Consider the following 21970-nt stretch of genomic DNA (forward strand, 5'->3'; position numbering starts at 1 on the left):
TCACTTTCGGCCAGGGGGGCAGGGGTGTAGGTTGACCCTCCAAGGGTGCCACCAGCCCGCCAGCCCTCCACAAGCCCCGAGCGGACCCACCATGACAACAACAAGATCACTGCTTTGCCTTGCCATCGCCTGCGCCTGGCTCACCAGCCCCGCAGCCCACGCCGCCAACACCGCCGACAACCCGTGCAAGACCACCGCCGAGTGCGCCGAACAGGCCCGCAAGATCGGCGCCTTCGTGGAAAAGACCCCCGATGGCCAGCGCCACGGCGAAACCCAGTTCGACTACCTCAACCGCATCAACAAAGCCTCGCTGGTGATGCTCAAGGAAGCCGGCATCGTCACCGCCGAACAGGCCGCGACCATTGCAGGCGGCGTACGCCACGCCATCGACCAGGCCACCCAGCCAGACGGCAAGCGCCCCAGCGATGTGCTGCAACTGGAGCAGATCATCACCGACAAGGTCGGCCCCGAGGCCTCGCTGATTCACTCGGGCCGCAGCCGCCAGGACATGTACGCCACCTACCGCCTGGCCTCGCTGCGCAGCCACGTGCTGGCCTATGGCGACGCCCTGGACGCCACCCGCCAGCGCTTGCTCACGCTGGCCGCCCAGCACGTCGACACCCTGGTGCCGGCCTACACCAACGGCGTGCAAGCCATGCCCATCAGCTACGCCCATTATCTGCTGGCCTACGAGGCCTCGTTCGAGCGCGACGCCCAGCGCCTGCACGAGCTGTACGCCCGCCTGAATCTCAGCCCCATGGGCACCGCCGTGCTGGCCAACTCCGGCTACCCCATCAACCGCGAGCGCCTGGCCCAGCTGCTGGGCTTCGACGGCGTGCGCGAGAACTCGCTGGACGCCAGCCAGGTCTCGACCTACGACATCCCGCTGGAGGCTGCCGGCCTGGTCTCGTCCTCGGCCATCCGCATTGGCGCCTTCATCGGCGATATCCACACCCAGTACCACCAGACCCGCCCCTGGCTGCTGCTCGACGAAGGCGCCACCTACACCAGCAGCGCCATGCCGCAAAAGCGCAACCCCGGCCTCTTGATGCGCACCCGCGAAGCCGCCTCCGACGTGGTCGGCCTGGCCAATGCCACCACCTTGCGCGCCCACAACGTCACCACCGGCATGACCGACTACAAGGCCGCCTTCGACGACCTGGGCCTGTTCCGCTCCACCGGCGACATGTTCAAGCGCCTGGACCAGGTGCTCGACGCCCTGAAGATCAACGCCGCACGCGCCGAAGAAGAACTGGACGCCGACTGGACCACTTCCATGGAACTGGCCGACACCCTGGAGCGCAAGCACCACGTACCTTTCCGCATCGGCCACAGCTTCGCCTCGCTGATCGTCGAAAAAGCCCGCGCCGACGGCACCTTGCCCAAGGACTTCGCCTACGCCGATGCGCAGGCGTTGTTCACCCAGGCGGCGGACAAATACAAATGGAAGGACAATACCTTGCCCCTGAGCGAAGCAGATTTCCGCGCCAGCCTATCCCCCCGCGCGATGGTGCAAAGCCGCAAGGGCACCGGTGGGCCACAGCCTGAAGAAGTGCGGCGCATGTTGGCTGAGGCGCAGGCGCGGTTGAAGGAGGATCAAGCGTGGATGCAGCAGCGGCGGCAGAAGCTGGTGGATGCGGATGTGGGGTTGGATAAGGCGTTTGATGGGTTGATGGGGCGGTGATCTGGCAGGGGCGCGCTTGCCGACAATTCGGTGATTTGGCGGGAGCACGCGATCCGTGTGGGAGCGGCCTCGTGCCGCGATGGGCCGCATAGCGGCCCCGGCGATTTGAGGTGCTGGCTTAAATCCTGGGGCTGCTGCGCAGCCCATCGCGGCACAAGGCCGCTTCCCACAGTGGGTCGGGTGACCTTGAAAAGATCGCACCCGACCCCCGAAACATTTTGAACCAAAAATCTCACCCCGCTCTCCATCCGTAAACGAAGCGGCTAAAAAAAACCGCGGCGAACCCCGGCACCCCCTTGCATGCACCCCGGGCCTTTTACTGCTGGTAGCGGAGCCTCAAATGATTCAAATCCCCTTGCTGATCGGTTTCATCGTCATGGCCCTGGCATCACTGGCCATCTACATCAAAGGCGCACACTACGGCCCGCTGCTCGGCCACACCCTCATCCACGCCGCCGTCCCCTTCATCGCCGCCACCGCCTACCTGTGCATGTACCTGGGCGTCGGCAACCTGATCAAAGTCGACGGCAGCGTCACCTACCTGGCCCGCTACGTAGACTGGGCCTTCACCACCCCACTGCTATTGGCAGGCGTCGTCAGCTCCGCCTACTACGGCACCCGAGACCTGTACGGCAAAAGCGGCTACATCACCGCCATCGTCACCCTCGACGTCATCATGATCGTCACCGGCCTGATCGCCTCCCTGGCCCCTTATGGCGTGATCAAGTGGGTGTTCTTCGCCTGGTCCTGCGCCGCCTTCGCCGGCGTGCTGTACCTGCTGTGGAAACCCGTCGCCAGCATCGCCAGCCAACAACCCGGCGTCAGCCCTGCCTACCGCCGCAATGTAGGCTTTCTCACCGTGCTGTGGCTGATCTACCCCGTGGTCTTCGCCGTCGGCCCCGAAGGCTTCTGGGCCGTGAGCGATGCCACCACCGTATGGGTATTCCTGGTGCTCGACGTGCTGGCCAAGGTCGTCTACGCCTTTACCTCCGAACGTAACCTGCGCGCCGTGCCGGTAGGCCGAGGCTACTGAGCATGACCTGCACAGGGCGCAGCTGGCGCGCCCTTGTGGGGCTGGCGATAGCAGCCAGCCTTGCAGGCGGGCTGGCACCGCTGGCTTACGTGCTGCTGGTCGGGCTCGGGCTTGGCCTGCTGCATGGGGCCAGCGACCTGTACCTGATCGAGCACGGGCAGCGCACGCGCTTTGTGCTCAGTTACCTGGGCGTGGCCGTGGTGTGCGCCCTGGTCTGGCAAGTGGCGGGAGCGCTGGCGCTTACCGCCTTTTTATTGCTGTCGGTTTGGCACTTCGCCCATGAGGACGAGGTGTTTCAGCGGCGGCATGAGCAGATTGCGCTGGGGCTGTTCATCCTGGGCGGGCCTGCAGTGTTGCACCCTGATGCGGTAGCCGAGTTGCTCAACCTGGCGATGGCGGCCGGTGCCTCTTCTGCCTTGGGCGAATGGCTGGCGATGACGCTGGCGTGTGCCGGGCTGATTGCTTTCGGTGTGCTGCTGATGAGTGCCTGGCAACGGCGTGACCTGCGGCTGGCCGTGACCTTGCTGTTGGTGGTGGTGACACCGCCGCTGATTGGGTTTGCGCTCGGGTTCTACCTGCTGCATGCCGAACCCCAGACCCGTGTGCGCGAGCGAATGGTAGGTGCCTTGTCGATAGGCGACTACCTGCATCGCACCTGGCCAGTGCTCGCTGGGGCAGGGGTATTTGCCCTGGTGGGTGGAGCTGTGTTCTGGCAGCAGGAACAGACCGGCATTCGGGCCCTGTTCGTGGTGCTGGCAGCGTTTGCACTGCCGCATATGGTGGTGTTGCCGCGTTTTCTCTCGGGGCGCGCAGTGCCTCAGGTGTCGGGCCCGGTTTGACATCCCCGGCGCGTAGGTGCGCCGGGGGCAGCCCCCCTAAGGCGCTCCGGTGTTCAATCAACAATGAAACGAAGGGTGCCGGATCAATTCGGCTTGGCCTCTGTCGCGGCATCGTCGCTTAATACAGGGGCGGCGACATGCACCTTGGCCTCGGACAACGCAATACAGCGATGGACGTAGCTATCGATCTTTTTCAATCCGACATCTCGGTAGCTCGCGGGACAGATCAATAACGTATCGCCGAAGCGGAACAGACGGAACCCTCTAACACTGTACAAACCATTGGGCCCCTCATAGCTTTCCAGTTGCCACGTGGCGCTACTGAATACCTCTTTCGGGTAGTCCTTTTCGCTCAACACATAGCTAAGCTCGGTATTGTCTCTGATCTTGATCAGATTGGCGGCGGAGTAAACCCACAAGTCCACGAAGGCCGGCAACAGCATTGCATTGACGAAAACGCACCCAAGTAATGTCAATGCGGCTCGACCGATGCGGCCCATCGCATCGCCCTCTGCCCGGTAAAAGACGATGACCGGCGCCAGGTACAGCGTCATGATCAGCAAGCAGAGCACGATAGCCCAAATGGCTTCCTCATCGCTCTCTCCGCCTCGCCAGGTCATGATAGCTAGCTGGGCGGGCATGACGCCGCTCATCGAAGTGAATGCCAGCAGTACACCGAGCCAGCCAACGACGGCTGTGTAAAAGATTTTGCGATGAGCAGGTTTGCGGGGGCCAGGTGGCAGTTCCAGTACTTTCTCGTGCAGGGGCGAATTGCGGCGAAGCACAATCAGCAGCGCACAAATGGCAGCGGCTACGACGATAGGGAAGAAGTAGGCTGGGGCCATGGTGAAACCAAAGATTGCCCCCAGCAGGTTGAGCGATAGCAGTAAATAGCCCCCGACTACGATCAGGCCAAGGCGTAAGGCGAGCTTCTTTTCCAGCTCTCTGTCAACGTTGCATACAGACATGCTCATCGTGAAGACCCAAGAGGGCACCGATACGACGATTAGCAGTGAGGCAAATACCAGCAGGCTGAAGAATAACCAGGCAACCAAGTTTGAGGGGTTACCTAACGAGCTCAAAATCAACTCCGGGTGATGGATTACCCAGAGGTACTTGGTGAGGAGCAAGATTGAGATAAGCGTTGAAACTACTGGCAGCCACCATTTGATATCGGCAAGCAGTTTGAATACTGCTTGCCGGGTGGAGTTGGGGGTAGAGGGTTCGGGCGGTGGGTTGGAGGACTGGTTTTGCTGGACGGTTGTGGACGTAGATTCGGCTGTCATGGGTATGTGTTTCTTCCTTGAGTACAGTTTTGTGCTTAGGGAATGCAAAGACACGTTTAGGTGCTTTACACGTAGCCGCCCTTGATATTCCGCATGTTGGGTAGGCATTAGCGTTTCAGGGCAAGCATGGCGATAGGCAACGACACGCGAGGCTAAGGGTAGGGGCAAGGCACCGCAATAGGTACGGCGGATTTCGTGGGTCTTTGAGAAGCGGACTACGAGGAAAGAAAATAATCTGAAAGATGCAGCTTGCTTTTGAGGTGGGGGCTGTAGGAACGCTAAACTTTCAGTGCTGAGACTACTGGTATGTTGATGCATCGCAATATCTGCGACGTAGCAGAAGGGCGCCCGCGGTGTCTGGATAGTTGTCGCTTCGCCAGAGTAGAAGGCGATAAGAAACGATAACGGCTTGGGCTTGGGTCGTTGGACTTCACGGCTCTTTTATGAGCTCCCGCAAGCTTCACCCACGAGCCATGTCCCGGCGCCATGAGCAGCCTCACTCCGCCGGGGATCTGTAGGCTTAGCGCATCATGCCTAGTTCAGCGTCGTCCAGCAGGGCTTTGCCGAGTGCGCAGAGGTAGTGGGCGGCCCAGATCAGTTTGGGTTTGTCTTCCATCAAGCCTTCGAGCGTGAGGTCGCGGGCGTAACCCATCAATTCCGAAGCCTGTTCGCGTGCGTGTTGGCAGGGGATGCCGGGTTCGATGCGGAACAGTGCGTGGGTGTGGTTTTCGCCTTGGTAGAAGACGGTTTGGCCTGGGGTGCAGGGGATGTCTGGGGTGGACATGGGTGTGGCTCCCTGAAGTTTTTTGGGCTGGCTGTGTGGCGGGGCGGCTGGGTTGCTGCCGAGTTGCTTGAACCAGGGGCTTGAGGGTTAGTGCGTGGGGTGTCGCGAGGGAGGGTGGTGGATTTGCAGGAGGGCGGATTCCAGCAGGCGGCGCAGGGATTCCAGCTCGTGCATGGAGGCCATGATCAGTGGGGCTGCCGGAGAGCGGGGCTGCATGAGGAGGGCTTGTTGGGCCACGGCTTCGGCGCAGAGGGCGTAGTCGGCGGCTAGGGTTAGGGTGTCTTCCAAGGTGGCGGGTGTGGGTGGTGGGTCGGGGACGATTTTTAACATGAGTTGCTTCCGTTGCTGGGCCGACATCCGCCGCTGTCAAACGGTGGGTGGCAGCTGTACGTGGGTTGACAGACCGGCGGAAACAACAAGATCCGGCGCACGCAAGCGTGCCCGCACGTACAGCCGCCATAACGGGCGACCGCTTAGTTGTTTACCGCTGCGACCTGTCAAAGTCGTGTCGTTGGGTTGGCAACGACGGGGTGAGACTAGGACGCTGGGACGGCTGGCGCAACGGGAAACAGGGGAGGGGAGTATCTTTGGGAAATGGACTACAGGGAAGGGGGGGATTCTGAGATTTTGGGTCGGGAGAGCTACTCGTGAACGTGGTTTCAGAGATGTCCGGCCGTTGGCGGTGCTTCACGGAACACGACATCGGGGCTCGTTTCAAGCGATATTGACCTAGCGGTTTCCAGATCCCAGGCACCAACATGCGCACAAAAGTGATCTGAAACTTCGGTGTGCCGGGGTCATCTGAATTAAGTCAGTAACATATTGATTAATAGTGGGAGTATCGGTTTGTAATTTCGGCTGGAATACCGATTGGAATACTGCGAGAAGTATTCCTGGTTTGCCGATGACCGGCTCGGGCGACCCAGGTCCAAGCGCGGTCACTGAGCTAAACAACCACGGGATAACATGCATCACCCCACAATGTATCCGGGTTATCCAACATCAGCAGAATGATGACCGGAACCAGCTTGCCGAGCAGGTTGGCACAGTCGCGCAGTTGATCTCGATTGACGCTGCTGTTCCAAGTGGCACCGCCATGCATGATCTGGTTGCGCAGGGTGTAGATCCGGTTGAACAGCACCCCTAGCACGGCCGCGGTGTTGCGATTGGCCAGTGCTTGCTGCGCGGTTTTACGACCGTTGGCAAAATCAGTCTGCTCGGCTCGGCTCGGTTCAGCCAGCTCAGTGCTCGATGAACACGCAAGGTGAGGTTGGGGTGATGGCCCTCACGTTCTTGGCGGTGTCGGGTCTTGAGTGCTTGATGGTCGATGAGGTGATGATCCTTGAGGGGGCGCGCGGTCCGTAAAGAGCTGATGTGTGTCTGAAAACTTTACAGTTAAATGAGCGACTCGCCGCTGGCGCTGGAAACTATCTGGCCAGGGCACTCGAACCTACTCCAATTGTTGACCTGTATGAACAGACAACGTGGACGCAGCCTGTCATTTTGCTTAGGGTATGGCCATTCGACACTACCTGTAAGGCGGCTGGCATGAAGCGTGATGAGTTCCTGGCACAACCCGAAGTCGAGGCTTTCATTGAATGGCTGGCAGTCAACTTGCCGGTACTCACCTTCAAGCTGCGATTCAAGTCCAGCAAGTTTGTGCCCGGCGGTTTGACGGTCGATGTACAAGGGATTGAGCAGGTCCTTGAGCATTACCGCTGGAAGGCAAGCTGGCGCGACAGCCACCAGAGCGCGGTCGACTCTGAAACCTGGATGCAGACCCAGGGCTCGCTTAGGCAATTGCGTGAGTGGCTGTCGGCTGGTGTCCGCGCCGGTGATGAGCAACAAGCGCTTCAGGCCTGTTTGCAGATTCTGCGCTGGGGCGGCGTGCGGGGCGCCATTCCATTCTTGCATCGGCTGGCGGCCAGCGGCGAGTTGTCGAGCTACCTGAAGAAGATGGCTGGGCTCATGGCGCTCGATGCCGACAATGACCTGGATGACCTCAGCAGTGTCGAGCGTTTCGATTCGGGCCTGACCAAGATTCACGCCTTGCTCGACTTGTCCGGTTCGCCGATCTATGACAGCCGTGTGGGCGCCGCGATTGCCATGTTGTATGCGCTGTTCCGCCAGCAGTGGGCAGGGCGTGGCAAACCTCTGCTGAGGTTTCCGTCCGGCGGCGCGCGTGGCGATCAAATCCGCAACCCCGGGGCGTTTGCCAATTGTTTGGCAGCGCCGCAGTTCTCGGCGATAGAATACGCTGAGTGGGCGCGCTGGCAGGTCCGCTTGGGCTGGATTGTCCGCGCGTTGCTCGGGCGCACAGGCTGGTTTGCCGACCAAGGGGCAATGCCCGCGCGATGCCATGCATTCGAGGCGAGCCTTTTCATGCTCGGCTATGACCTTCGCTGCTTTGGCCTGACACCAGTACCTGAGGCCCAAGCTGTTGGCGAGCAGTGCGAAGTATCGCTGCGCGAGTCTGGCAATAGCGGCTGGGTGCCCACGGGTCATCCTTTTGGCCAGGTGCTCAGTGACTACTTGGCCTTCCGTCACAGCGGTGCGCCAGACAATAAAGACGCGTTCGTTGACTGGCTGGTGGCTGAGCCGCGCAATGGGAAAACGCTCTCACGCGCTACTGCACAGGGCTATTGCTTCCCGTTTTCCATTGACGAGTTTGACTTGTTCGGCCGCTCGCTTGCTGCCCTTGAACGCATAGTTGAAGGTGGTGAGGACGGACTGCGGGCAGCCTTGTCTGGTGAAACGCTCGAGCCGTTCACGGTGGGGGACGAGCGCGTCAGTGTCTGCCTGGTTGATGTATTTATCACTGGCAATGCCTATGCCCGCGCAGAGAGCGACAAGGAACGTGTCGACTACGTCGTAAACGCTGGCTATGCCGGTACCGATAACTCCGCGAGAACACTCATGGCCGTAGGGCGCAGCGTAGGCAAGCACTTCGGCCTGCTCGATGTGCAGCACTTGCCAACGCCCTTGTTCGAGCAGTTCTACCAAGGTTGCTCGCTCGACGCCTGAGCCACGCCGGAGGCAATACAACCATGCAAACTCGAAATGGGACTCGGCTGTATTCCGCCTCGGACATCTGCGGCTTCCTGGAATGCCAGCATCTGACAGCGCTGGACCTGCAACACCTGGTCGCGCCGATGGAGAAAGCCCCGGCAAGCGAGCAGAACCGCTTGATCCAGGACAAAGGGCTGGCCCACGAAGCAGCATTTCTTGAACGGCTCAAGAGCAACCATGCCCACGTAGTCGACATCGCTGAGGGTAATCCGAGCTTCCCTCGGCGGGTGGAGCTGACCATCGAAGCCATGCAGGCTGGTGCGGACATCATCTTTCAGGCCTCGCTTCAGGAAGGCGCCTTTATCGGGCATGCCGACTTCCTGCGCAAAGTGCCTCGGCCGTCGGCGTTGGGTGGCCACAGCTATGAAGTGATCGACACCAAGTTGGCCAAGAATACAAAGGCCAAGTTTCTGGTGCAGGTTGCGCTTTATTCGCGGATGCTGATAGCGATTCAGGGCGTACAGCCACAGTTCATGTACATCGTGCTGGGTGATGTTGCGCGTACCGAACAGGCCTACCGGGTTGCTGACTACGCGGATTACCTAGAGCAGGTGCTGCAGCGTTTCACTGCGTTCGTGAACATTGACGGACCTCGGGTCACCTACCCGGACCCGTGTGGGCATTGTGGTTTTTGTGGGTGGCGTGATCGTTGCACTGAACAACGTCTACAGGATGACCATCTGTCGGCAGTCGCTGGTATCAGCCGCTCGCAAATCAAGAAATTACAGGTTGGCGGTGTGACCACCTTGCAACAGTTGGCGGCCAGTGGCGATGACTTGCGTATACCCAAGCTGCAAGTGGAGTCACTGAACAAGTTACGCCATCAGGCGCGCCTGCAGTTTCAGGGGCGCTCCAGCGATACCCCGTTGTACGAGCTGTTGCCGGTCATGGGGCAGCGGCGTGGCTTTGGCCGTATGCCTTCTGCAGTCGAGGGTGATCTGTTCTTCGATATGGAAGGTAATCCTCTGGAGGAGGGTGGCCTGGAGTACCTCTTCGGCCTGTATATAGACGAAGGCGGTGAACAAACCTTCAAAGCTTTTTGGGCGCACAGCCGGGACGAAGAAAAGATCGCGTTCGAGCAGTTCATCGACTGGGTCATCGCGCACCTTGAGCGTTACCCGAATGCGCATGTCTACCACTATGCCAGCTATGAAGAAACGGCCATCAAGCGCCTGATGAGCCAGCACGGTACGCGAGAGGCGCAAGTGGACTGGCTGCTGCGCAATGGCAAATTGATTGATCTTTACAAGGTGGTGCGTGAAGCGATCCGGGTGTCGGAACCCAGCTACTCGATCAAGAACATCGAACACTTCTATATGGCAAAGCGCGACGGTGATGTTACCAATGCCGGTGCGAGTATCGTGTTCTATGAGCGCTGGAAAGAGACTGGTGAGCCAGCATTGCTTGAGCAGATCGAGCGGTACAACGAAGACGATGTGCTCTCTACGTATCTGTTACGCAACTGGCTTGCAAGCATAAGTCCGTTGGGCGTCGAGGCTCTTGTCGTACCGCATGCTGAGGGCGAGAAAGCCGTAGCAGAGCAGAAGGAGATCGAAGTCCTGCTGGCAAATTATCGTGATCGACTGCTTGCTGGCTTGCCGTCCGAGGAATGCGCACTGAGCGACGAGGACCAGGTCAGGGTACTGACCTTCCAACTGCTCGACTTCTACCGTAGGGCAGAAAAGCCGGTGTGGTGGCAGCTGTTCAGCCGCCAGGACATGACGACCGAGGAGTTGCTGGAGGATATCGAGAGCCTCGCCGGTTTGCAGCGTACAAAAACACCGCCGGAACCGATCAATAAATCGTTCCTGTTCGAATACAGTTTCGAGCCGCAGGAAAGCAAAATGCGTTCGGGATCCAAAGGTGTCATCCCAGAATCGTTGGCCAGTGTGCAACTGGTCAGTCTGGACCATGACGCGTGCCTGGCGACATTCAAGGCCACCGCAAAAAAGGCGCCACCGGAAGTCTTTGACATGATTCCCGGTAGGCCAATACCGTCCACGCCGCTGCGCAAGGCACTGTTTCGTTATGCCGATAGCGTCTTGGCTGGTGAGCAACGCTTCCAGGCGGTGGCGGATTTCCTCCATCGACGCGCACCACGGGTTAAAGGCATCGAGCCGGGTGCGCCTTTGCTTGATCCGGACCTGGCAACGACCGATGCCATCAAGCAGGTGGTACGCAACCTCGAGGACAGTGTGCTGTTCATTCAGGGGCCGCCAGGTGCCGGCAAGACCTACACCGGCTCGCATGTGATCGTTGACCTGCTCAAAGCCGGCAAGCGCATCGGGGTAACCTCCAATTCGCACTCCGCCATCAACAACCTCTTGGCTGCTGTCGAGGCGCGTGCACAAGTGGAGGGTGTTAGATTCAAGGGGCTGAAAAAGTCATCGGAAGGCGAGGGCACGGAATTCATCGGCCGTTGCATCCGCTCCATTGAGGACAAAACGGAATTTCTCGACAACTGGGGGCCGGATATCAACCTGACCGCCGGTACTGCCTGGCTGTTCGCCGATGCGAGCTTCACCGAGCAGTTGGATTACCTGTTCATCGATGAAGCAGGCCAGGTGAGTGTGGCGAGCCTGGTCACCATGGGCATGGCGGCCCGTAACATCGTCTTGATGGGTGACCAGATGCAATTGTCGCAACCTGTGCAGGGCGTGCACCCGGGCCGCTCCGGTGACTCCATCCTCGACTATCTGCTGGCCGGCACGCCTGCCATCGCACCTGACCTAGGGGTGTTCCTGGCACAGACCTGGCGGATGCATCCGCAGGTTTGCTCTTTCATCTCCCAGGCGGTGTACGAAGGTCAGCTTTCATCGGCGCCAGGGACCGAGCGGCAGTTGTTGCTGCTCGATGGGGAGCGACCGGAAGTACCGGCCAGCGGGCTGATGTTCTGCCCTGTCGAACATGACGGCAACAGCCAGAGCTCCGATGAAGAAGCCGCCTGCGTCAAAGCGCTGTACATGTATTTCCTACGCCAGGGCTATGTGGATAAAACCGGCGTGGAGCATGCGCTGTGCCTTGAAAATATCCTGGTCGTGGCGCCTTACAATCTGCAGGTACAACTGTTGAAGCAAGTGCTCCCGGCGGGCGCGCGCGTCGGCACTGTGGATAAGTTTCAGGGGCAAGAGGCGGAAATTGTCATCGTATCGATGGCGACGTCGAATGAAGACTACCTGCCAAGGGACATTGGCTTCCTGTACTCGAAAAACCGTTTGAATGTGGCGGTCAGCCGAGCCAAGACGCTGGCGTGCATCGTTGCCAGCCCGGACCTGACGGCCATTCGCTGCCAGACGCCGCAAGACATGAACCTGGTCAACGGCTTGTGCATGGCGACCCGTCATGGGCGACAGGAAAACCGGTCGTCCCGGTGTGAATAGTGGCCTTGGCCTTTCTGTGTATCCGGGAAAACGTGTCATGAACTATCCGCCCGCTTTCCTTGCTGTGATGGAAAAGACGCTCAGGACTACGCGCTTCGGCATCGACGACCTGCTGGCGCTGGAAATAGGCACCTGGCATGCCGCCGTGCTTTTTGACGATGCCGAGCACCTGATGGCGTTTGCTCCCGCGGCGATGAACGACCGTGACCGCGCCGAAAACACGCCACTGGATATGGCCTACCGGCTTAACCGAACGGCATGGATCGACACGCTGGAGGCGCTCGGGGCTGAGGGGGAAAAAGAACTTCTGGATTGGAAAGGCCTCGGTAGCTTTCTGACCCCTGTCAACCATGATCGTTTGCCCAGCAAACGCGGCATCATCAAGGCACTCGCCAATCGATACCGGCAGGGCCGCAGTCTGAATGACCGTGATGCGGCAGGTAATACTCCACTCCATTGGCTGGCCGCGCAGGGCCAAAGCAAGGCTGCGAACTATTTCGCCAACCACTACCGGACGTTCTGCCTGGACCTGAGCGCGAGGAACAACGTGGGCCACACCGCCCGAGACGTTGCCAAGCTGGCGGGCCATCACGACATAGCGGCGCAGCTGTTAATCCGGGAAATCGACAACTACCTGGGCGCGGCGTATATCTGGCAGCAGATGTGTGCCGACCGCAGTAGTTACAGCCGTAGCTGAACCTCTGTGAGCGGGCCATCGACCATGGGAATCGAGCCCCTCGTCTGAGAGACTCGCGATTTCAATCATGCAACAACCACGGCTTTAGCTCTTTGAGGTTGCTCACGACAATCTGCTGGGCCTCGGGGCTCATGGCCAGGCTGCGCCGGTCAATCTGATAGCGCTGCAGCACATACTTCACCAGCGCCCTGCGACTGGGCACAATCAACTGCCCCTGGGTCATACCGAAGTCCGTCTCGATGATTGCCTTCTGCGCCTCGTTCAAGCGTCCGTCGGGCTCGATGATGACCGGAATCTCGGTGTTCCAGTCTTCATCCAGCTCGCGCGTGTTCGGTGAGGCGTCGAGCAAATCCGGCTGCCCGCGCAAGCGGCTCAGCACGAAGTCGCGGTATTGGCCATTCTTTTCGCAGTAAGCCCGCACATGCCAGCGCATGCCGGTGTAGACCAGCGTGTGAGGGGCGATCAGGCGAACCTCGACGTTGGGGGTGTTGAACGACACGTACTCGGTTTCCAGGCGCAGGCCCTCACGGCAGGCCTTGAGCAAAGGGCGCAGGACCTCCGGGCGAATCGGTCGATCCGGCACCTCCAGCACCTTGGTGTGCGCATAGGCCAGTGCGAGGCCGTCGATGTGCGGGGCCCGCTCATTGTTCTGGTAGAGCAGATGAAGATAGGCGCTGGCGCTGTCGTCGATGAACAGCGGCTTGAACTGCTTGCTCGGTACATACCCCTTGAGCTGCTTGTCATATGTCAAGTTTTTGGGCGCATGCTCGGTGATGTAGGTGTTGATGTCCTTGGACGCCTGCTGACGGCTGATGCCAAAGCTCTGCATCAAGTGCCCCGTGGTCAGCCGGCCTTCCCACCAGGCAACGGTCTCAATCAAACGATAGCGAAGTGCCAGGTCCCAGCGTACCTGCTCGACGGATTGCTTGCGTTTCATACCCTCTCCTTGTGCGCGATTACTTTACCTGTATAAGTCTACATTCTAGACGTGTAGTTTTGCATTACATATCTTCGATTTGTCTTCGGAATACATCGGGGGCAGAAAAGGATATGAGCATGACTATGCCGGAAGTGGTTGCGACAGGGGCCTTGGTGGCGATGGGGATCATCCTGCTGGTGCTGATTCAGCAGGCTTTGAAGCTCGGTGAGCTTGGGAAAAAGGTCGAGCACTGTCAGAGGGACCTGCGCTGGCTACAGATTTGGGAAATGGAAAACCGCGAGCTGCGGTCGGCGTTGCGCGCAGAGCGGGAGCATGTTGCGCAGTTGCAGCGCAAGCTGGTGATTTTGCAGGACCTAGCTTCTGGTGAAGGGTGTTAAGGGACGATATGAACAGAATTGAACGGATCAGCGGCTGCCTGCTGGGGGGAGCCGTCGGAGATGCGCTGGGCTCTCCCGTGGAGTTGCTTGAGTGGCCTGTGATCGAGGCCAAGTTCGGTGCGCAGGGCATCAGTGATTTTGCCCAGGCTTACGGCATCACCGGTGCCATCAGCGACGCTACGCAGATGATGCTGTTTACCGCTGAAGGCTTGCTGCGGGCTTTTGTGCTTGGCAGTTCGCGGCAGCCATGCCATGTGCCCAGCGTAATTCACCACGCGTTGCTACGCTGGCTGACGACCCAGGATCATCCCTCGGTGATACCGGTCGTAACGGATGGCTGGCTGATCGAGCATATGGCGCTCTGGTCGCGTCGTGCCCCGGACACCACCAGCCTGAATGCCCTCAAGGCCAGCGGCCGGTTGGGTGCGGTCGCCAAAAACTACAGCAAAGGCTGCGGTGCTTTGGTGCGCGTTGCACCATGCGCATTCTTCGCCAACGCATTCGACTACGCAGCGCAGTCCGGGCGCCTGACGCACGGGCACCCGACGGCCTACTTGGCGGCAGGGCTGTTCGCCGATCTGCTTCAGCGTGTTGTAGATCGGCAAGCCAGCTTGGAGCACGCTGTGACGCAAACTTTGGCCCGGTACGGGAAAATCCCTGGGATGAAAGATATCTGTGGCCTTGTCGAGCGTGTGCTGTTCTTCTTTTACGAGGGCTATGCACCGACCCCGCATCGCATTGGTAATTTTGTCGATGGCTGGGCTGCCGAGCAGGTGCTGGCGATTGGGCTGTGGTGCGCGCTGACGGCGCCCTCGTTCGAAGAAGGGGTGATCATGGCGGTGAATCACAGTGGTGACAGCGCCAGCACGGGGCTTGTAGTCGGGCACTTGCTGGGGGCGCTGCATGGTGCTGGCGGCATTCCGGCCCGCTGGCTCGAACGCCTGGAACTGCGCCAGGTGATTGCGCAGGTTGCCGAAGACATTGAGCGCGTTCCGCTTGACTACTGTGGGATTGGCGGCGCGTTCGATCAGCAGATCGAGCTGGCTTATCCCGGTAGTTGAATGTGGTTGGTGCAACGAGTTTGTACAGGGACCAAGGAGCTTAAACATGCCCATCAAACCCAGGCCCTTCACTGTTGAATGTGAAGGTTGCGGTTGGACGAAAACAGTGGCGCCGCGAAGTGATGCGTTGGCGCCGGGGGAGGGGGGCGACCATTGCCCGAAGTGTAGGGGCAAGGAATTGAAGGTGCGCGCTGCTGGGTGGTTGGCCGGAACGGTGGCGGAGTTGCTGACGCGGCGGCGGTTTTAGAGCATCGGCGGGCAAATCAATCAATAAGGAGAATGCAGCCATGAAGAATATCTTTGCCGTTGTTGGGTTTATCGTGATCGTTACCAAGGGGTACGAGTTGTATCGCGAATATAGTGAGATGAAGCGTGAGAAGGCGGCGCGGGAGGCGGGGGGAGGGGCGGTTTGACGCGTGCCGAGTGTGGCATCGACGACTCGTTCGAGGGTATCGGGAAGCTTGTGGTTGTTTGTACCTGTGTACCGGCACTCCATAGGGAGACGGGTTAAGATTGCGGCAATTTGCCAGTACTGGCATGGGAGATGAATACGCGCCCCACGGAACATGGCAAGCAATCAGAAACCAAGGAGGAATAAATGCGAACGCAGGTCATCGTTGAGGATCATGTTCTGCCACAACTGCTCACTTCGGCCATTGAAGCTTACGAAGTGTCACACAGAGCTCATGCTCGAGGGCGAAGCAACAAGAAGCTCGAGACGTTCGGATTGCTGTGGGGATATGCGTTGCCGGTACGTGAGGGTGTGCCGGCGCGCCTGGTCGCGGTGGTCGCCACTGTCGAGACCTCGGCACTGCGGCATACTGACTGGGTGCGACCTGATTTCGAGTCCATCGCGATGAAGCGGGATTTCTTCGGCGAGTATTGGCCGCAGTTGGAGCTGATCGGCACGTTCCACTCGCACCCCTACGAAGATCTGAGCGAGGTCAACGACACCAAAGGGTGGCGCGCTTCGGAGGGGGACAGGGCGTTCTGGCCGGACTTTCATGCATTTGTATGCCCGGACATGGATGAGCTGGCGCATCTGGTGATCGCAATCACTGGGTTGTCTCGCAAGGGTACCGCCGAACCGGATCGCCTGGCAGGTAATGAGTACACTTCGGGTTATGTCGTCAGCGCCGACAAGCGCAAGCTGTGGATCAAGGGCTACACATCTGCGCTTTACGAAGAGATCGACGAGGATGCTCCCTTCGATGAGGCATTCATGGCGGGAGACATCGAGATGGAGCGCTCCTACGATGTTTATGAGGATGAAGATGTACTGCTGGAAATACCCTCGCTGGAGGCGCGCTTCCGACATGAGTTACTGCGCAAGTGAACGCAAGCTGTTCATGCTGGGAAAACACCAGCGGATGACTGGTGAGCGAGCCGCGTTTGATTCAGCCGGGCTGGGGCTCGTGTTCGAGCCCCTTTCTCGACTGTACTGGCTAGTGAACCTACGCAGCCTCGAGCGTTGCCATAGGGCCATAGGGCAAGGTGAGCAGTAGCTGGTTCTCTTGCGACTGAATCAGGTGCCTTGCCTTGTCTTCGATGCGCTGCAGGACCACGGTTTTGTCACCCATGTTACCCCGTACCAGTTCGCGATGTTGAGCATTGAGGAATGCTTTATATTGTTGCATTGCGGCCTGGTAACGCTCTGCGCCATCTTCAAGTATCAGTTGCGCGAACATCGGTTTGCCTACCCGGGCCGCCAGCAAATATTCAGTATGGATGCCGAGCGGCATGACCTCCAGCATCATGTGCGCGAAGTTGACTACCAGCTCGTAGTGTTTGCTGCCCAACTCGTTGCTGTTTTGCGCTAACGCCAGAATGTTGTCGATGAACGACATCGCATGGTTGCGCTTGGCTGCGGCTGACGCCAGCAAAGGGAAGGCCACCTCCTTAATTTCGCTAGCCAGGCTGCGGTCCTTGAGTAAGGTGCGGGCGACTTCGATACTGCCGATGTAGTCGGTGACCTTGTCCATGTAATAGACGATGTTCTGGGTATGCAGTTCTTTGGCGATTTCGTCGACGGTGTTCTGGATCTTGTCGAGTTTTGCCGCCAGGTATTTGGTCTGGATGATCAGCGCACCGAGAATCACGCAGGTGGACGCGGCGGTAGCCATCACGGTGGTCATCTGTGCGGCCTTGAGTGCTTCTTCGGCGGACTTGAACACGGTTTCCTTGAATGGTAGGTGCTGGATGACACCCGTCTTGCCACTGCCCGCCGCGTAATAGGCCACGCCGTCATGAATGACTGCCTTGCCTGCTGCCAGCGCATCGATGAGGGCGTCTGAAAAGGCCGTCTCGTCGAGCACCCAGATTTTTTCCAGAAGTTCTGCTGCTGCCTGCATTAGAAGTGATCCTCTTTTTCATACTGTCGCCGCATGAACGCGATTTGAATGACAGCCGGGATAGTGACCCGGTACGCCGTACCGCTGAGCAGAGGAACGGTGACGGCGATCGCTGCCAAAGGCCCGGCGATGGCCGCTACCGCGCGCCCACCTACCAGAGCCGCCGCACCACCCAGGGTTACCCCGACTGCATTGCTGAATGAAGCAGTGGCGCCCTTGGCAAGCCAGGATGACCACTGCAACGAGCCCAGGCCACCTGAACGAATGGCATTGACGATCGCGACCAGCGGCACCGCCCCGAGCGAGCCGTTCAGGTTCATGTCTTCGGCTGTGCTCCGCTGCTGTTCCGGCGACATTTGCTCCCAGCTCTTTGCCACCAGCTTTTCGATAAGCTGGTTTTCGATGGCGTAGGCGCTGGCTTTGCTGTCGTACTTCACATCGGTCTTGTCGCAGACGTCGCAAAGCATTTCCTTGTAAAGCACACCCTGACGGCGGAACAGGTTGACGATTGAGTCTCCAGCGAAATGTTGTAGCTCACCAGCAACCAGTTGCCAGCAGCGCCGCCATTGATCTGGCTGGCCCTGCAGCTTCTTGAATTGCGGATCGTCGGCGATTTCGCTTGCTCTTCGCTTTTCTCCGTCCTTGTCGAACATGAGATAGGCCGCCAGGTTGCGGATATCGTCTTCCCGGCAATATTGCAGAAAGGCCAGGTCATCATCCGCGCGATAGCTAATACCCATTCTGAAGTCTCTATGGTTGTGTGTTGCAGTTGTCTGTAGAAGCCACGATTGCTCCGGCGTCCTCGCCAACGCCAAGAGCCTGCAATTGCCTGCACCCGGCTTCATTGATTTTTACGAACGTTTCCCAACTCATTGCCTGGCGATAGTGCAGTTCGTACTGCCGATCAATGCGGCAGGCGTCCGGCCGCTGGTCATAGATGCGGCAACCGGCGTTGATTTCATCCAGGTGCCGGCAGACACCGTCGCCGCGGTCCATTGCGGCGGTATCAGCAAGCAGATGCACGCGTCGGCAGCATTCCATGCAGCGGCTGCAGGCAAAGGGCAGTGGAATGTCAGGCATACTCACCCATTGCGGCCTGGCACTGGACCAGGCGTTCGCGGTCTTCACTAAGGCGGCGCTGGTCCTGGCCGAGGCTGCCACGCAGGCTCTGCAATTTGTCCTTGATCTCGGCGAAGTTGGTCTTCAGGTGGGTATCGACCATGGTGTTCAGCGACCGCGAGAATTCCCAGGCAGTCTCATCGGCGAATGCCTGGATCGCCTGGTCGCGACGCTCGCGCTCCTGGGCCTCGCGTTTGGCCTGTTGCTCCAGGCGCTGCTGGTCAGGGTCGCCAGCGAAGGCGGAGTACAGCGTGCTGCCTACTTGGAAAGCAATACCGATGACCGGGATGACCTTGCCGACGATCTGCTCGGCAACCTTGCCCATGGTGACCGGGCCGACGCCTTTGAACAGTGTCGGCAGCCACTGCTTGCCGACTTTCAGCACGCTGACGACATGCTCGGCCTTGAGCATGCTGCTGGCCTGGCGGACGCCGGATTCGAGTAGGCTCAGGTCGATGCCTTGCGATACGGGCGCCTGGTCGGCGGGAGCTTCAGGCGTATCGAGGTCCGGTGCAGCCTGGGTATTGTAGGCCTGTGGCTGTACCTGCACCTCACGAATGACTTCGTCGAGCATCTCGGAAGCGTCTAGGCCCAGGCGAGTGAGTGCGTCTTCAAGCTCGCTGCAGATCTGTTCGTTGGCTTGCCCGATAAGCTGCTCGATCTTGCCCTGAGCGCCATCGATGTTCTGGTTCAGCGCAGTGATCGTGCTCTTGCCGACGTAGGCGGCCTTGGCTTCGATCAACGATTTCAAACCGTGGCGAATATCGATCTCGCGACGCGCGATTTCGCCATAGAAAGCGTCCAGGCGTTTGATCGAGGCTTGGTCCTGGAGTTTGTCCAGCTCGGCTACCGTCGCATCGAGGAAGCTGCGCAGTTCGGTGGCGACACGTGCGACGATGGCCTTCTGCTCTACGGATGCAAAGAACCCGGCCAGATCGCTTTCGAACTTCGGAAAGCCCGAGCTGTTCAGCAGGTTCTGCTTGTTCTCCAGTTTCGCCTTGAGCGCGGAGCGGGCGTTGACCTCGAGGATCGGGATATGCCCAAGCACTTTCTGGTTACCGGCCTTCTGCTGAATGCGTTCGCTGAGTTCGTCTTTGATGCGGGCCAGGTCGATCGGGTCGAAACGGCTCTTGCAGTTGAGTACCAGGAAGATCATCTTGCCGGCAAGTACCAGTTCAAGCAGCACATCGAGGGTTTTTTCTTCCTCGACGACGCCCAGCGGATTGACTACGAAGATCACCACATCCGACTGCACCAGCTGCTCTCGGGTGATGGCTTCATGCTCGAGCGGCGCGTCGATGCCGGGCGTATCGAGCACTTCGAAATCGCCCCAGCGATAGCCTTGCACACGGGCGGTTTCCGGCACATCGGCTACCGCGGCCAGCTCTTGGCCGAGCAAGGCGTTGATCAGCGTGCTTTTACCGGCGTTGTAGACGCCGTACACCATGATGCTCGCGCCGGCCTGGGCCTTCTTCGCCCGGCTCAGTTCGCGAATGCTGGCGACAGACTGCGGGTTGTAGGTTTCACACAGTCCATCCACTTCCTCATAGAGGGCTAGCAGTTGGGTCATCGGGCCTGGTTGGGTCATTGTGCAGTGCTCGTTTCGAGGGTGATGAGTGCCTGACGCAGGCGCTCCATTTCGATGGTCAGGATTTGGCAGTACTCGAGCATGGAGTCCCTCAGCGGCTCGTAGATGCCCCGTACCTGCTCGGTCAGATAGTCTGGTAGGGCATTAGCGTACTGCTCGATGGCCACCTGGCGTTGTTCTTCCAGGTTGTCGCCGACGACCACGTTGTGTTTGACGCGGATGGCCTCGGCGCCGCGGCCGATCATGCTCGCGGCACTCCCCAGCGAGGCCCCCGCAGCTGCGCCCGCGGGGCCGCCAACGAAGAAGCCAATGACGCCACCGAGAACCGCCCCGCCAGCGCCCCAGGCAGTTTTGGTGCTGCTGCGGGTGCCGCTGGTGTATTCCTTCTCGACCGTAACTTCCCGGTAAGCAGGGATGGCGCCGAGACGGCTGGTGTCGAACGCACGCTGCAGCGCATTTTGCTGACTTTCACCGATGCCTTTTATGGCCTCACCAGTCAGCTTGCCTAGCACCGTGGCCAGGCGCTTGCGCAGCTGAAACTGCGCGTCGTCGGTGCGGGGCCCGTTGAACAGCTGGTTGATGAAACTGCGCATTTCGGTGACGCCCTTCTGGCTCAGAGTTCGCAGCTCGCGCTCTACCGCCTGCTCCTGCTTCTGGATCTGCTGGTCGAGCGTCTCGGTCAGCTCCTTGATCAGGCTCAGGTCGTCGCAGGTTTCAGCTATAGCCTTGCGCAGGTTGTTCAGAGGGGTGGTCAGCTTGAGATCGACACCTGGGCCTTGCGCCAATGCCTTGAGAGTTTGGTACAGGGTACCCAGGCCACTTTCTTGCAAGTTCGAGGGGTGGCGCTCGGCAAAACGGGTCGAGATAGGCAGGATGGTGACATGGTTGGCAGCGTCATGTTGCATCTCCACCAAGTTGCTGGTGACCTCCAGGATTTGCCGCTGCTGGGTTTCCTTTGACTTCATCAATACTTCGGTGACGAGTTGCCCATCGTCGTCCTCGTCTTCATCGGTGATGTCGCTGCCGGTCAGCAGAATCATCAACGTGCGCTTACCATCGAGCAGGCTGCTGACCTCGCTCATGTCGGATTGGCGGCCCGGAGCTTGCGAGTTCATGGTGTAGAGAATCAGGTCCGCCTGGTCGACATACTTGCGCGCCAAGTCGCCATTGGCCGAATTGGTCGAATGCAACCCTGGAGAGTCGACCCAGGTGAACCCAGGCAGCTTGAAGCCTTGAATAGAACTGGTGGCCTCGGTGGCGCCGACCCTGAATTGCTTGGAACTGTACGCCTCGCCTTCTTTGTCGCCGCTGGCGACGTCGGTTCGGTCATGGGAGAAATACGTGGGTTTCAGAGTAGCATGGTCTTTGAGTTGCGCAGTGGGCTCACTGTGCCCCCAGGCCACGTAGTTGCCCAGCGAGCTCTTGCCCGACTTGACCTTGCCGTACACGAACACCAGCAGGGAATCGTTGTAGTTTTCACGAAACTCCGCGCCTCTCGCACGTATCTCGGCGCGCTCTTCCCAAACACTGAATTGATCCTTCAGGCGTCGCGCCATCTGGGACGCGCCTTCCTTGAGCGGGTTATTTTCGCTGACCGCGCTGGCCATGGTTTCGGTTTGCTGTCGCAACAGCGTGACAAAGCCCGTGCGCAGCGTATCAAAGCGTTGTTGGGCCTGCGCTAAGTCTTGCTTCTTACTGGAAAACTGACCCTGCAGTTGTTGAAAGACCTGCATCAACTCATCGCGAGTAACAGTGCTCATGG

19 protein-coding genes and 1 pseudogene are annotated in these 21970 nt (G+C 59.3%); 10 read left to right on the plus strand and 10 right to left on the minus strand.

Annotated elements, in window-relative coordinates:
- Positions 1 to 91 precede the first annotated feature (91 nt).
- The 3 genes from ACK59L_RS08580 to ACK59L_RS08590 all read left to right on the plus strand — a co-directional run bounded on the left by ACK59L_RS08580 (position 92) and on the right by ACK59L_RS08590 (position 3556).
- Entirely contained in the window at positions 92 to 1684 is a 1593-nt protein-coding gene (locus ACK59L_RS08580; protein WP_144967758.1) for an argininosuccinate lyase, read from the plus strand.
- Between the two features lie 340 nt (positions 1685 to 2024).
- Entirely contained in the window at positions 2025 to 2717 is a 693-nt protein-coding gene (locus ACK59L_RS08585) for a bacteriorhodopsin (RefSeq protein ID WP_409272997.1), read from the plus strand.
- 2 nt (positions 2718 to 2719) lie between these two features.
- Positions 2720 to 3556, plus strand: coding sequence for a beta-carotene 15,15'-dioxygenase, Brp/Blh family (locus tag ACK59L_RS08590; protein ID WP_409272999.1), 837 nt, complete (start codon positions 2720 to 2722; stop codon positions 3554 to 3556).
- 83 nt (positions 3557 to 3639) lie between these two features.
- On the opposite strand, the gene ACK59L_RS08595 is transcribed toward ACK59L_RS08590, so the two are convergent.
- From ACK59L_RS08595 to ACK59L_RS08610, 4 genes and pseudogenes are all read right to left on the minus strand, one after another.
- Positions 3640 to 4842 carry a hypothetical protein gene (locus ACK59L_RS08595; RefSeq protein WP_409273001.1) on the minus strand — a complete coding sequence of 401 codons (1203 nt, stop codon included), beginning with the start codon at positions 4840 to 4842 and terminating at the stop codon, positions 3640 to 3642.
- 520 nt (positions 4843 to 5362) lie between these two features.
- The gene (locus ACK59L_RS08600) at positions 5363 to 5626 is read right to left on the minus strand and encodes a DUF3077 domain-containing protein (protein WP_145128937.1); all 264 of its coding nucleotides are present in this window, start codon (positions 5624 to 5626) and stop codon (positions 5363 to 5365) included.
- 87 nt (positions 5627 to 5713) lie between these two features.
- Positions 5714 to 5956, minus strand: a complete 243-nt coding sequence (locus tag ACK59L_RS08605; protein ID WP_028687111.1) for a hypothetical protein — start codon at positions 5954 to 5956, stop codon at positions 5714 to 5716.
- Positions 5957 to 6572: 616 nt separating this feature from the next.
- A pseudogene (locus ACK59L_RS08610) lies at positions 6573 to 6955 on the minus strand (hypothetical protein).
- 219 nt (positions 6956 to 7174) lie between these two features.
- Here ACK59L_RS08610 and ACK59L_RS08615 point away from each other — a divergent pair.
- Genes ACK59L_RS08615 through ACK59L_RS08625 form a run of 3 tightly spaced genes read left to right on the plus strand, consistent with a single transcriptional unit; the run spans position 7175 to position 12772 of the window.
- Positions 7175 to 8650 carry a hypothetical protein gene (locus tag ACK59L_RS08615; RefSeq protein WP_409273004.1) on the plus strand — a complete coding sequence of 492 codons (1476 nt, stop codon included), beginning with the start codon at positions 7175 to 7177 and terminating at the stop codon, positions 8648 to 8650.
- A 23-nt stretch (positions 8651 to 8673) separates the two neighbouring features.
- On the plus strand, positions 8674 to 12075 hold the full coding sequence (locus ACK59L_RS08620; RefSeq protein ID WP_409273006.1) for a TM0106 family RecB-like putative nuclease: 3402 nt from the start codon (positions 8674 to 8676) through the stop codon (positions 12073 to 12075).
- A 37-nt stretch (positions 12076 to 12112) separates the two neighbouring features.
- Complete coding sequence (locus tag ACK59L_RS08625) at positions 12113 to 12772, plus strand: ankyrin repeat domain-containing protein (protein ID WP_409273008.1); 660 nt, start codon at positions 12113 to 12115, stop codon at positions 12770 to 12772.
- A 61-nt stretch (positions 12773 to 12833) separates the two neighbouring features.
- On the opposite strand, the gene ACK59L_RS08630 is transcribed toward ACK59L_RS08625, so the two are convergent.
- Positions 12834 to 13709 (minus strand): WYL domain-containing protein, encoded by an 876-nt coding sequence (locus ACK59L_RS08630; RefSeq protein WP_100850779.1) that lies wholly within the window; start codon positions 13707 to 13709, stop codon positions 12834 to 12836.
- A gap of 119 nt (positions 13710 to 13828) precedes the next feature.
- Here ACK59L_RS08630 and ACK59L_RS08635 point away from each other — a divergent pair, with 119 nt between their 5' ends.
- From ACK59L_RS08635 to ACK59L_RS08650, 4 genes are all read left to right on the plus strand, one after another.
- The gene (locus tag ACK59L_RS08635) at positions 13829 to 14089 is read left to right on the plus strand and encodes a hypothetical protein (RefSeq protein ID WP_144968035.1); all 261 of its coding nucleotides are present in this window, start codon (positions 13829 to 13831) and stop codon (positions 14087 to 14089) included.
- 8 nt (positions 14090 to 14097) lie between these two features.
- On the plus strand, positions 14098 to 15150 hold the full coding sequence (locus ACK59L_RS08640; protein WP_409273011.1) for an ADP-ribosylglycohydrolase family protein: 1053 nt from the start codon (positions 14098 to 14100) through the stop codon (positions 15148 to 15150).
- Between the two features lie 287 nt (positions 15151 to 15437).
- Positions 15438 to 15563, plus strand: coding sequence for a hypothetical protein (locus ACK59L_RS08645; RefSeq protein WP_409273012.1), 126 nt, complete (start codon positions 15438 to 15440; stop codon positions 15561 to 15563).
- A 185-nt stretch (positions 15564 to 15748) separates the two neighbouring features.
- A complete protein-coding gene (locus ACK59L_RS08650; RefSeq protein ID WP_392475131.1) occupies positions 15749 to 16486 on the plus strand; it encodes a hypothetical protein in 738 nt (245 codons plus the stop codon).
- A gap of 118 nt (positions 16487 to 16604) precedes the next feature.
- On the opposite strand, the gene ACK59L_RS08655 is transcribed toward ACK59L_RS08650, so the two are convergent.
- The 5 genes from ACK59L_RS08655 to ACK59L_RS08675 are packed head-to-tail and all read right to left on the minus strand — an operon-like array spanning position 16605 to position 21968.
- Positions 16605 to 17501: a hypothetical protein gene (locus tag ACK59L_RS08655; RefSeq protein WP_409273015.1), complete on the minus strand. Its 897-nt coding sequence runs from the start codon at positions 17499 to 17501 to the stop codon at positions 16605 to 16607.
- Positions 17501 to 18241, minus strand: a complete 741-nt coding sequence (locus ACK59L_RS08660; RefSeq protein ID WP_392475129.1) for a DUF3944 domain-containing protein — start codon at positions 18239 to 18241, stop codon at positions 17501 to 17503. Before ACK59L_RS08660 ends, ACK59L_RS08655 begins: the two co-directional genes overlap by 1 nt.
- 10 nt (positions 18242 to 18251) lie before the next feature.
- Positions 18252 to 18524 carry a YkgJ family cysteine cluster protein gene (locus tag ACK59L_RS08665; protein ID WP_392475127.1) on the minus strand — a complete coding sequence of 91 codons (273 nt, stop codon included), beginning with the start codon at positions 18522 to 18524 and terminating at the stop codon, positions 18252 to 18254.
- Between the two features lie 49 nt (positions 18525 to 18573).
- Entirely contained in the window at positions 18574 to 20208 is a 1635-nt protein-coding gene (locus ACK59L_RS08670; protein ID WP_409273017.1) for a GTPase, read from the minus strand.
- Positions 20205 to 21968, minus strand: a complete 1764-nt coding sequence (locus ACK59L_RS08675; protein WP_409273019.1) for a dynamin family protein — start codon at positions 21966 to 21968, stop codon at positions 20205 to 20207. Before ACK59L_RS08675 ends, ACK59L_RS08670 begins: the two co-directional genes overlap by 4 nt.
- Between the last annotated feature and the right edge of the window lie 2 nt (positions 21969 to 21970).

It is taken from the genome of Pseudomonas sp. KCJK9111 (genome assembly GCF_046231935.1).
Lineage (GTDB): Bacteria > Pseudomonadota > Gammaproteobacteria > Pseudomonadales > Pseudomonadaceae > Aquipseudomonas > Aquipseudomonas parafulva_B.

Coding starts and splice junctions, on each gene's coding strand:
- ACK59L_RS08630 (WP_100850779.1), bottom strand. CDS start 13,709: ATGAAACGCAAGCAATCCGTCGAGCAGGTACGCTGGGACCTGGCACTT.
- ACK59L_RS08615 (WP_409273004.1), top strand. CDS start 7,175: ATGAAGCGTGATGAGTTCCTGGCACAACCCGAAGTCGAGGCTTTCATT.
- ACK59L_RS08580 (WP_144967758.1), top strand. CDS start 92: ATGACAACAACAAGATCACTGCTTTGCCTTGCCATCGCCTGCGCCTGG.
- ACK59L_RS08625 (WP_409273008.1), top strand. CDS start 12,113: ATGAACTATCCGCCCGCTTTCCTTGCTGTGATGGAAAAGACGCTCAGG.
- ACK59L_RS08650 (WP_392475131.1), top strand. CDS start 15,749: ATGCGAACGCAGGTCATCGTTGAGGATCATGTTCTGCCACAACTGCTC.
- ACK59L_RS08590 (WP_409272999.1), top strand. CDS start 2,720: ATGACCTGCACAGGGCGCAGCTGGCGCGCCCTTGTGGGGCTGGCGATA.
- ACK59L_RS08620 (WP_409273006.1), top strand. CDS start 8,674: ATGCAAACTCGAAATGGGACTCGGCTGTATTCCGCCTCGGACATCTGC.
- ACK59L_RS08635 (WP_144968035.1), top strand. CDS start 13,829: ATGACTATGCCGGAAGTGGTTGCGACAGGGGCCTTGGTGGCGATGGGG.
- ACK59L_RS08670 (WP_409273017.1), bottom strand. CDS start 20,208: ATGACCCAACCAGGCCCGATGACCCAACTGCTAGCCCTCTATGAGGAA.
- ACK59L_RS08600 (WP_145128937.1), bottom strand. CDS start 5,626: ATGTCCACCCCAGACATCCCCTGCACCCCAGGCCAAACCGTCTTCTAC.
- ACK59L_RS08595 (WP_409273001.1), bottom strand. CDS start 4,842: ATGACAGCCGAATCTACGTCCACAACCGTCCAGCAAAACCAGTCCTCC.
- ACK59L_RS08675 (WP_409273019.1), bottom strand. CDS start 21,968: ATGAGCACTGTTACTCGCGATGAGTTGATGCAGGTCTTTCAACAACTG.
- ACK59L_RS08605 (WP_028687111.1), bottom strand. CDS start 5,956: ATGTTAAAAATCGTCCCCGACCCACCACCCACACCCGCCACCTTGGAA.
- ACK59L_RS08660 (WP_392475129.1), bottom strand. CDS start 18,241: ATGGGTATTAGCTATCGCGCGGATGATGACCTGGCCTTTCTGCAATAT.
- ACK59L_RS08585 (WP_409272997.1), top strand. CDS start 2,025: ATGATTCAAATCCCCTTGCTGATCGGTTTCATCGTCATGGCCCTGGCA.
- ACK59L_RS08655 (WP_409273015.1), bottom strand. CDS start 17,501: ATGCAGGCAGCAGCAGAACTTCTGGAAAAAATCTGGGTGCTCGACGAG.
- ACK59L_RS08645 (WP_409273012.1), top strand. CDS start 15,438: ATGAAGAATATCTTTGCCGTTGTTGGGTTTATCGTGATCGTTACCAAG.
- ACK59L_RS08640 (WP_409273011.1), top strand. CDS start 14,098: ATGAACAGAATTGAACGGATCAGCGGCTGCCTGCTGGGGGGAGCCGTC.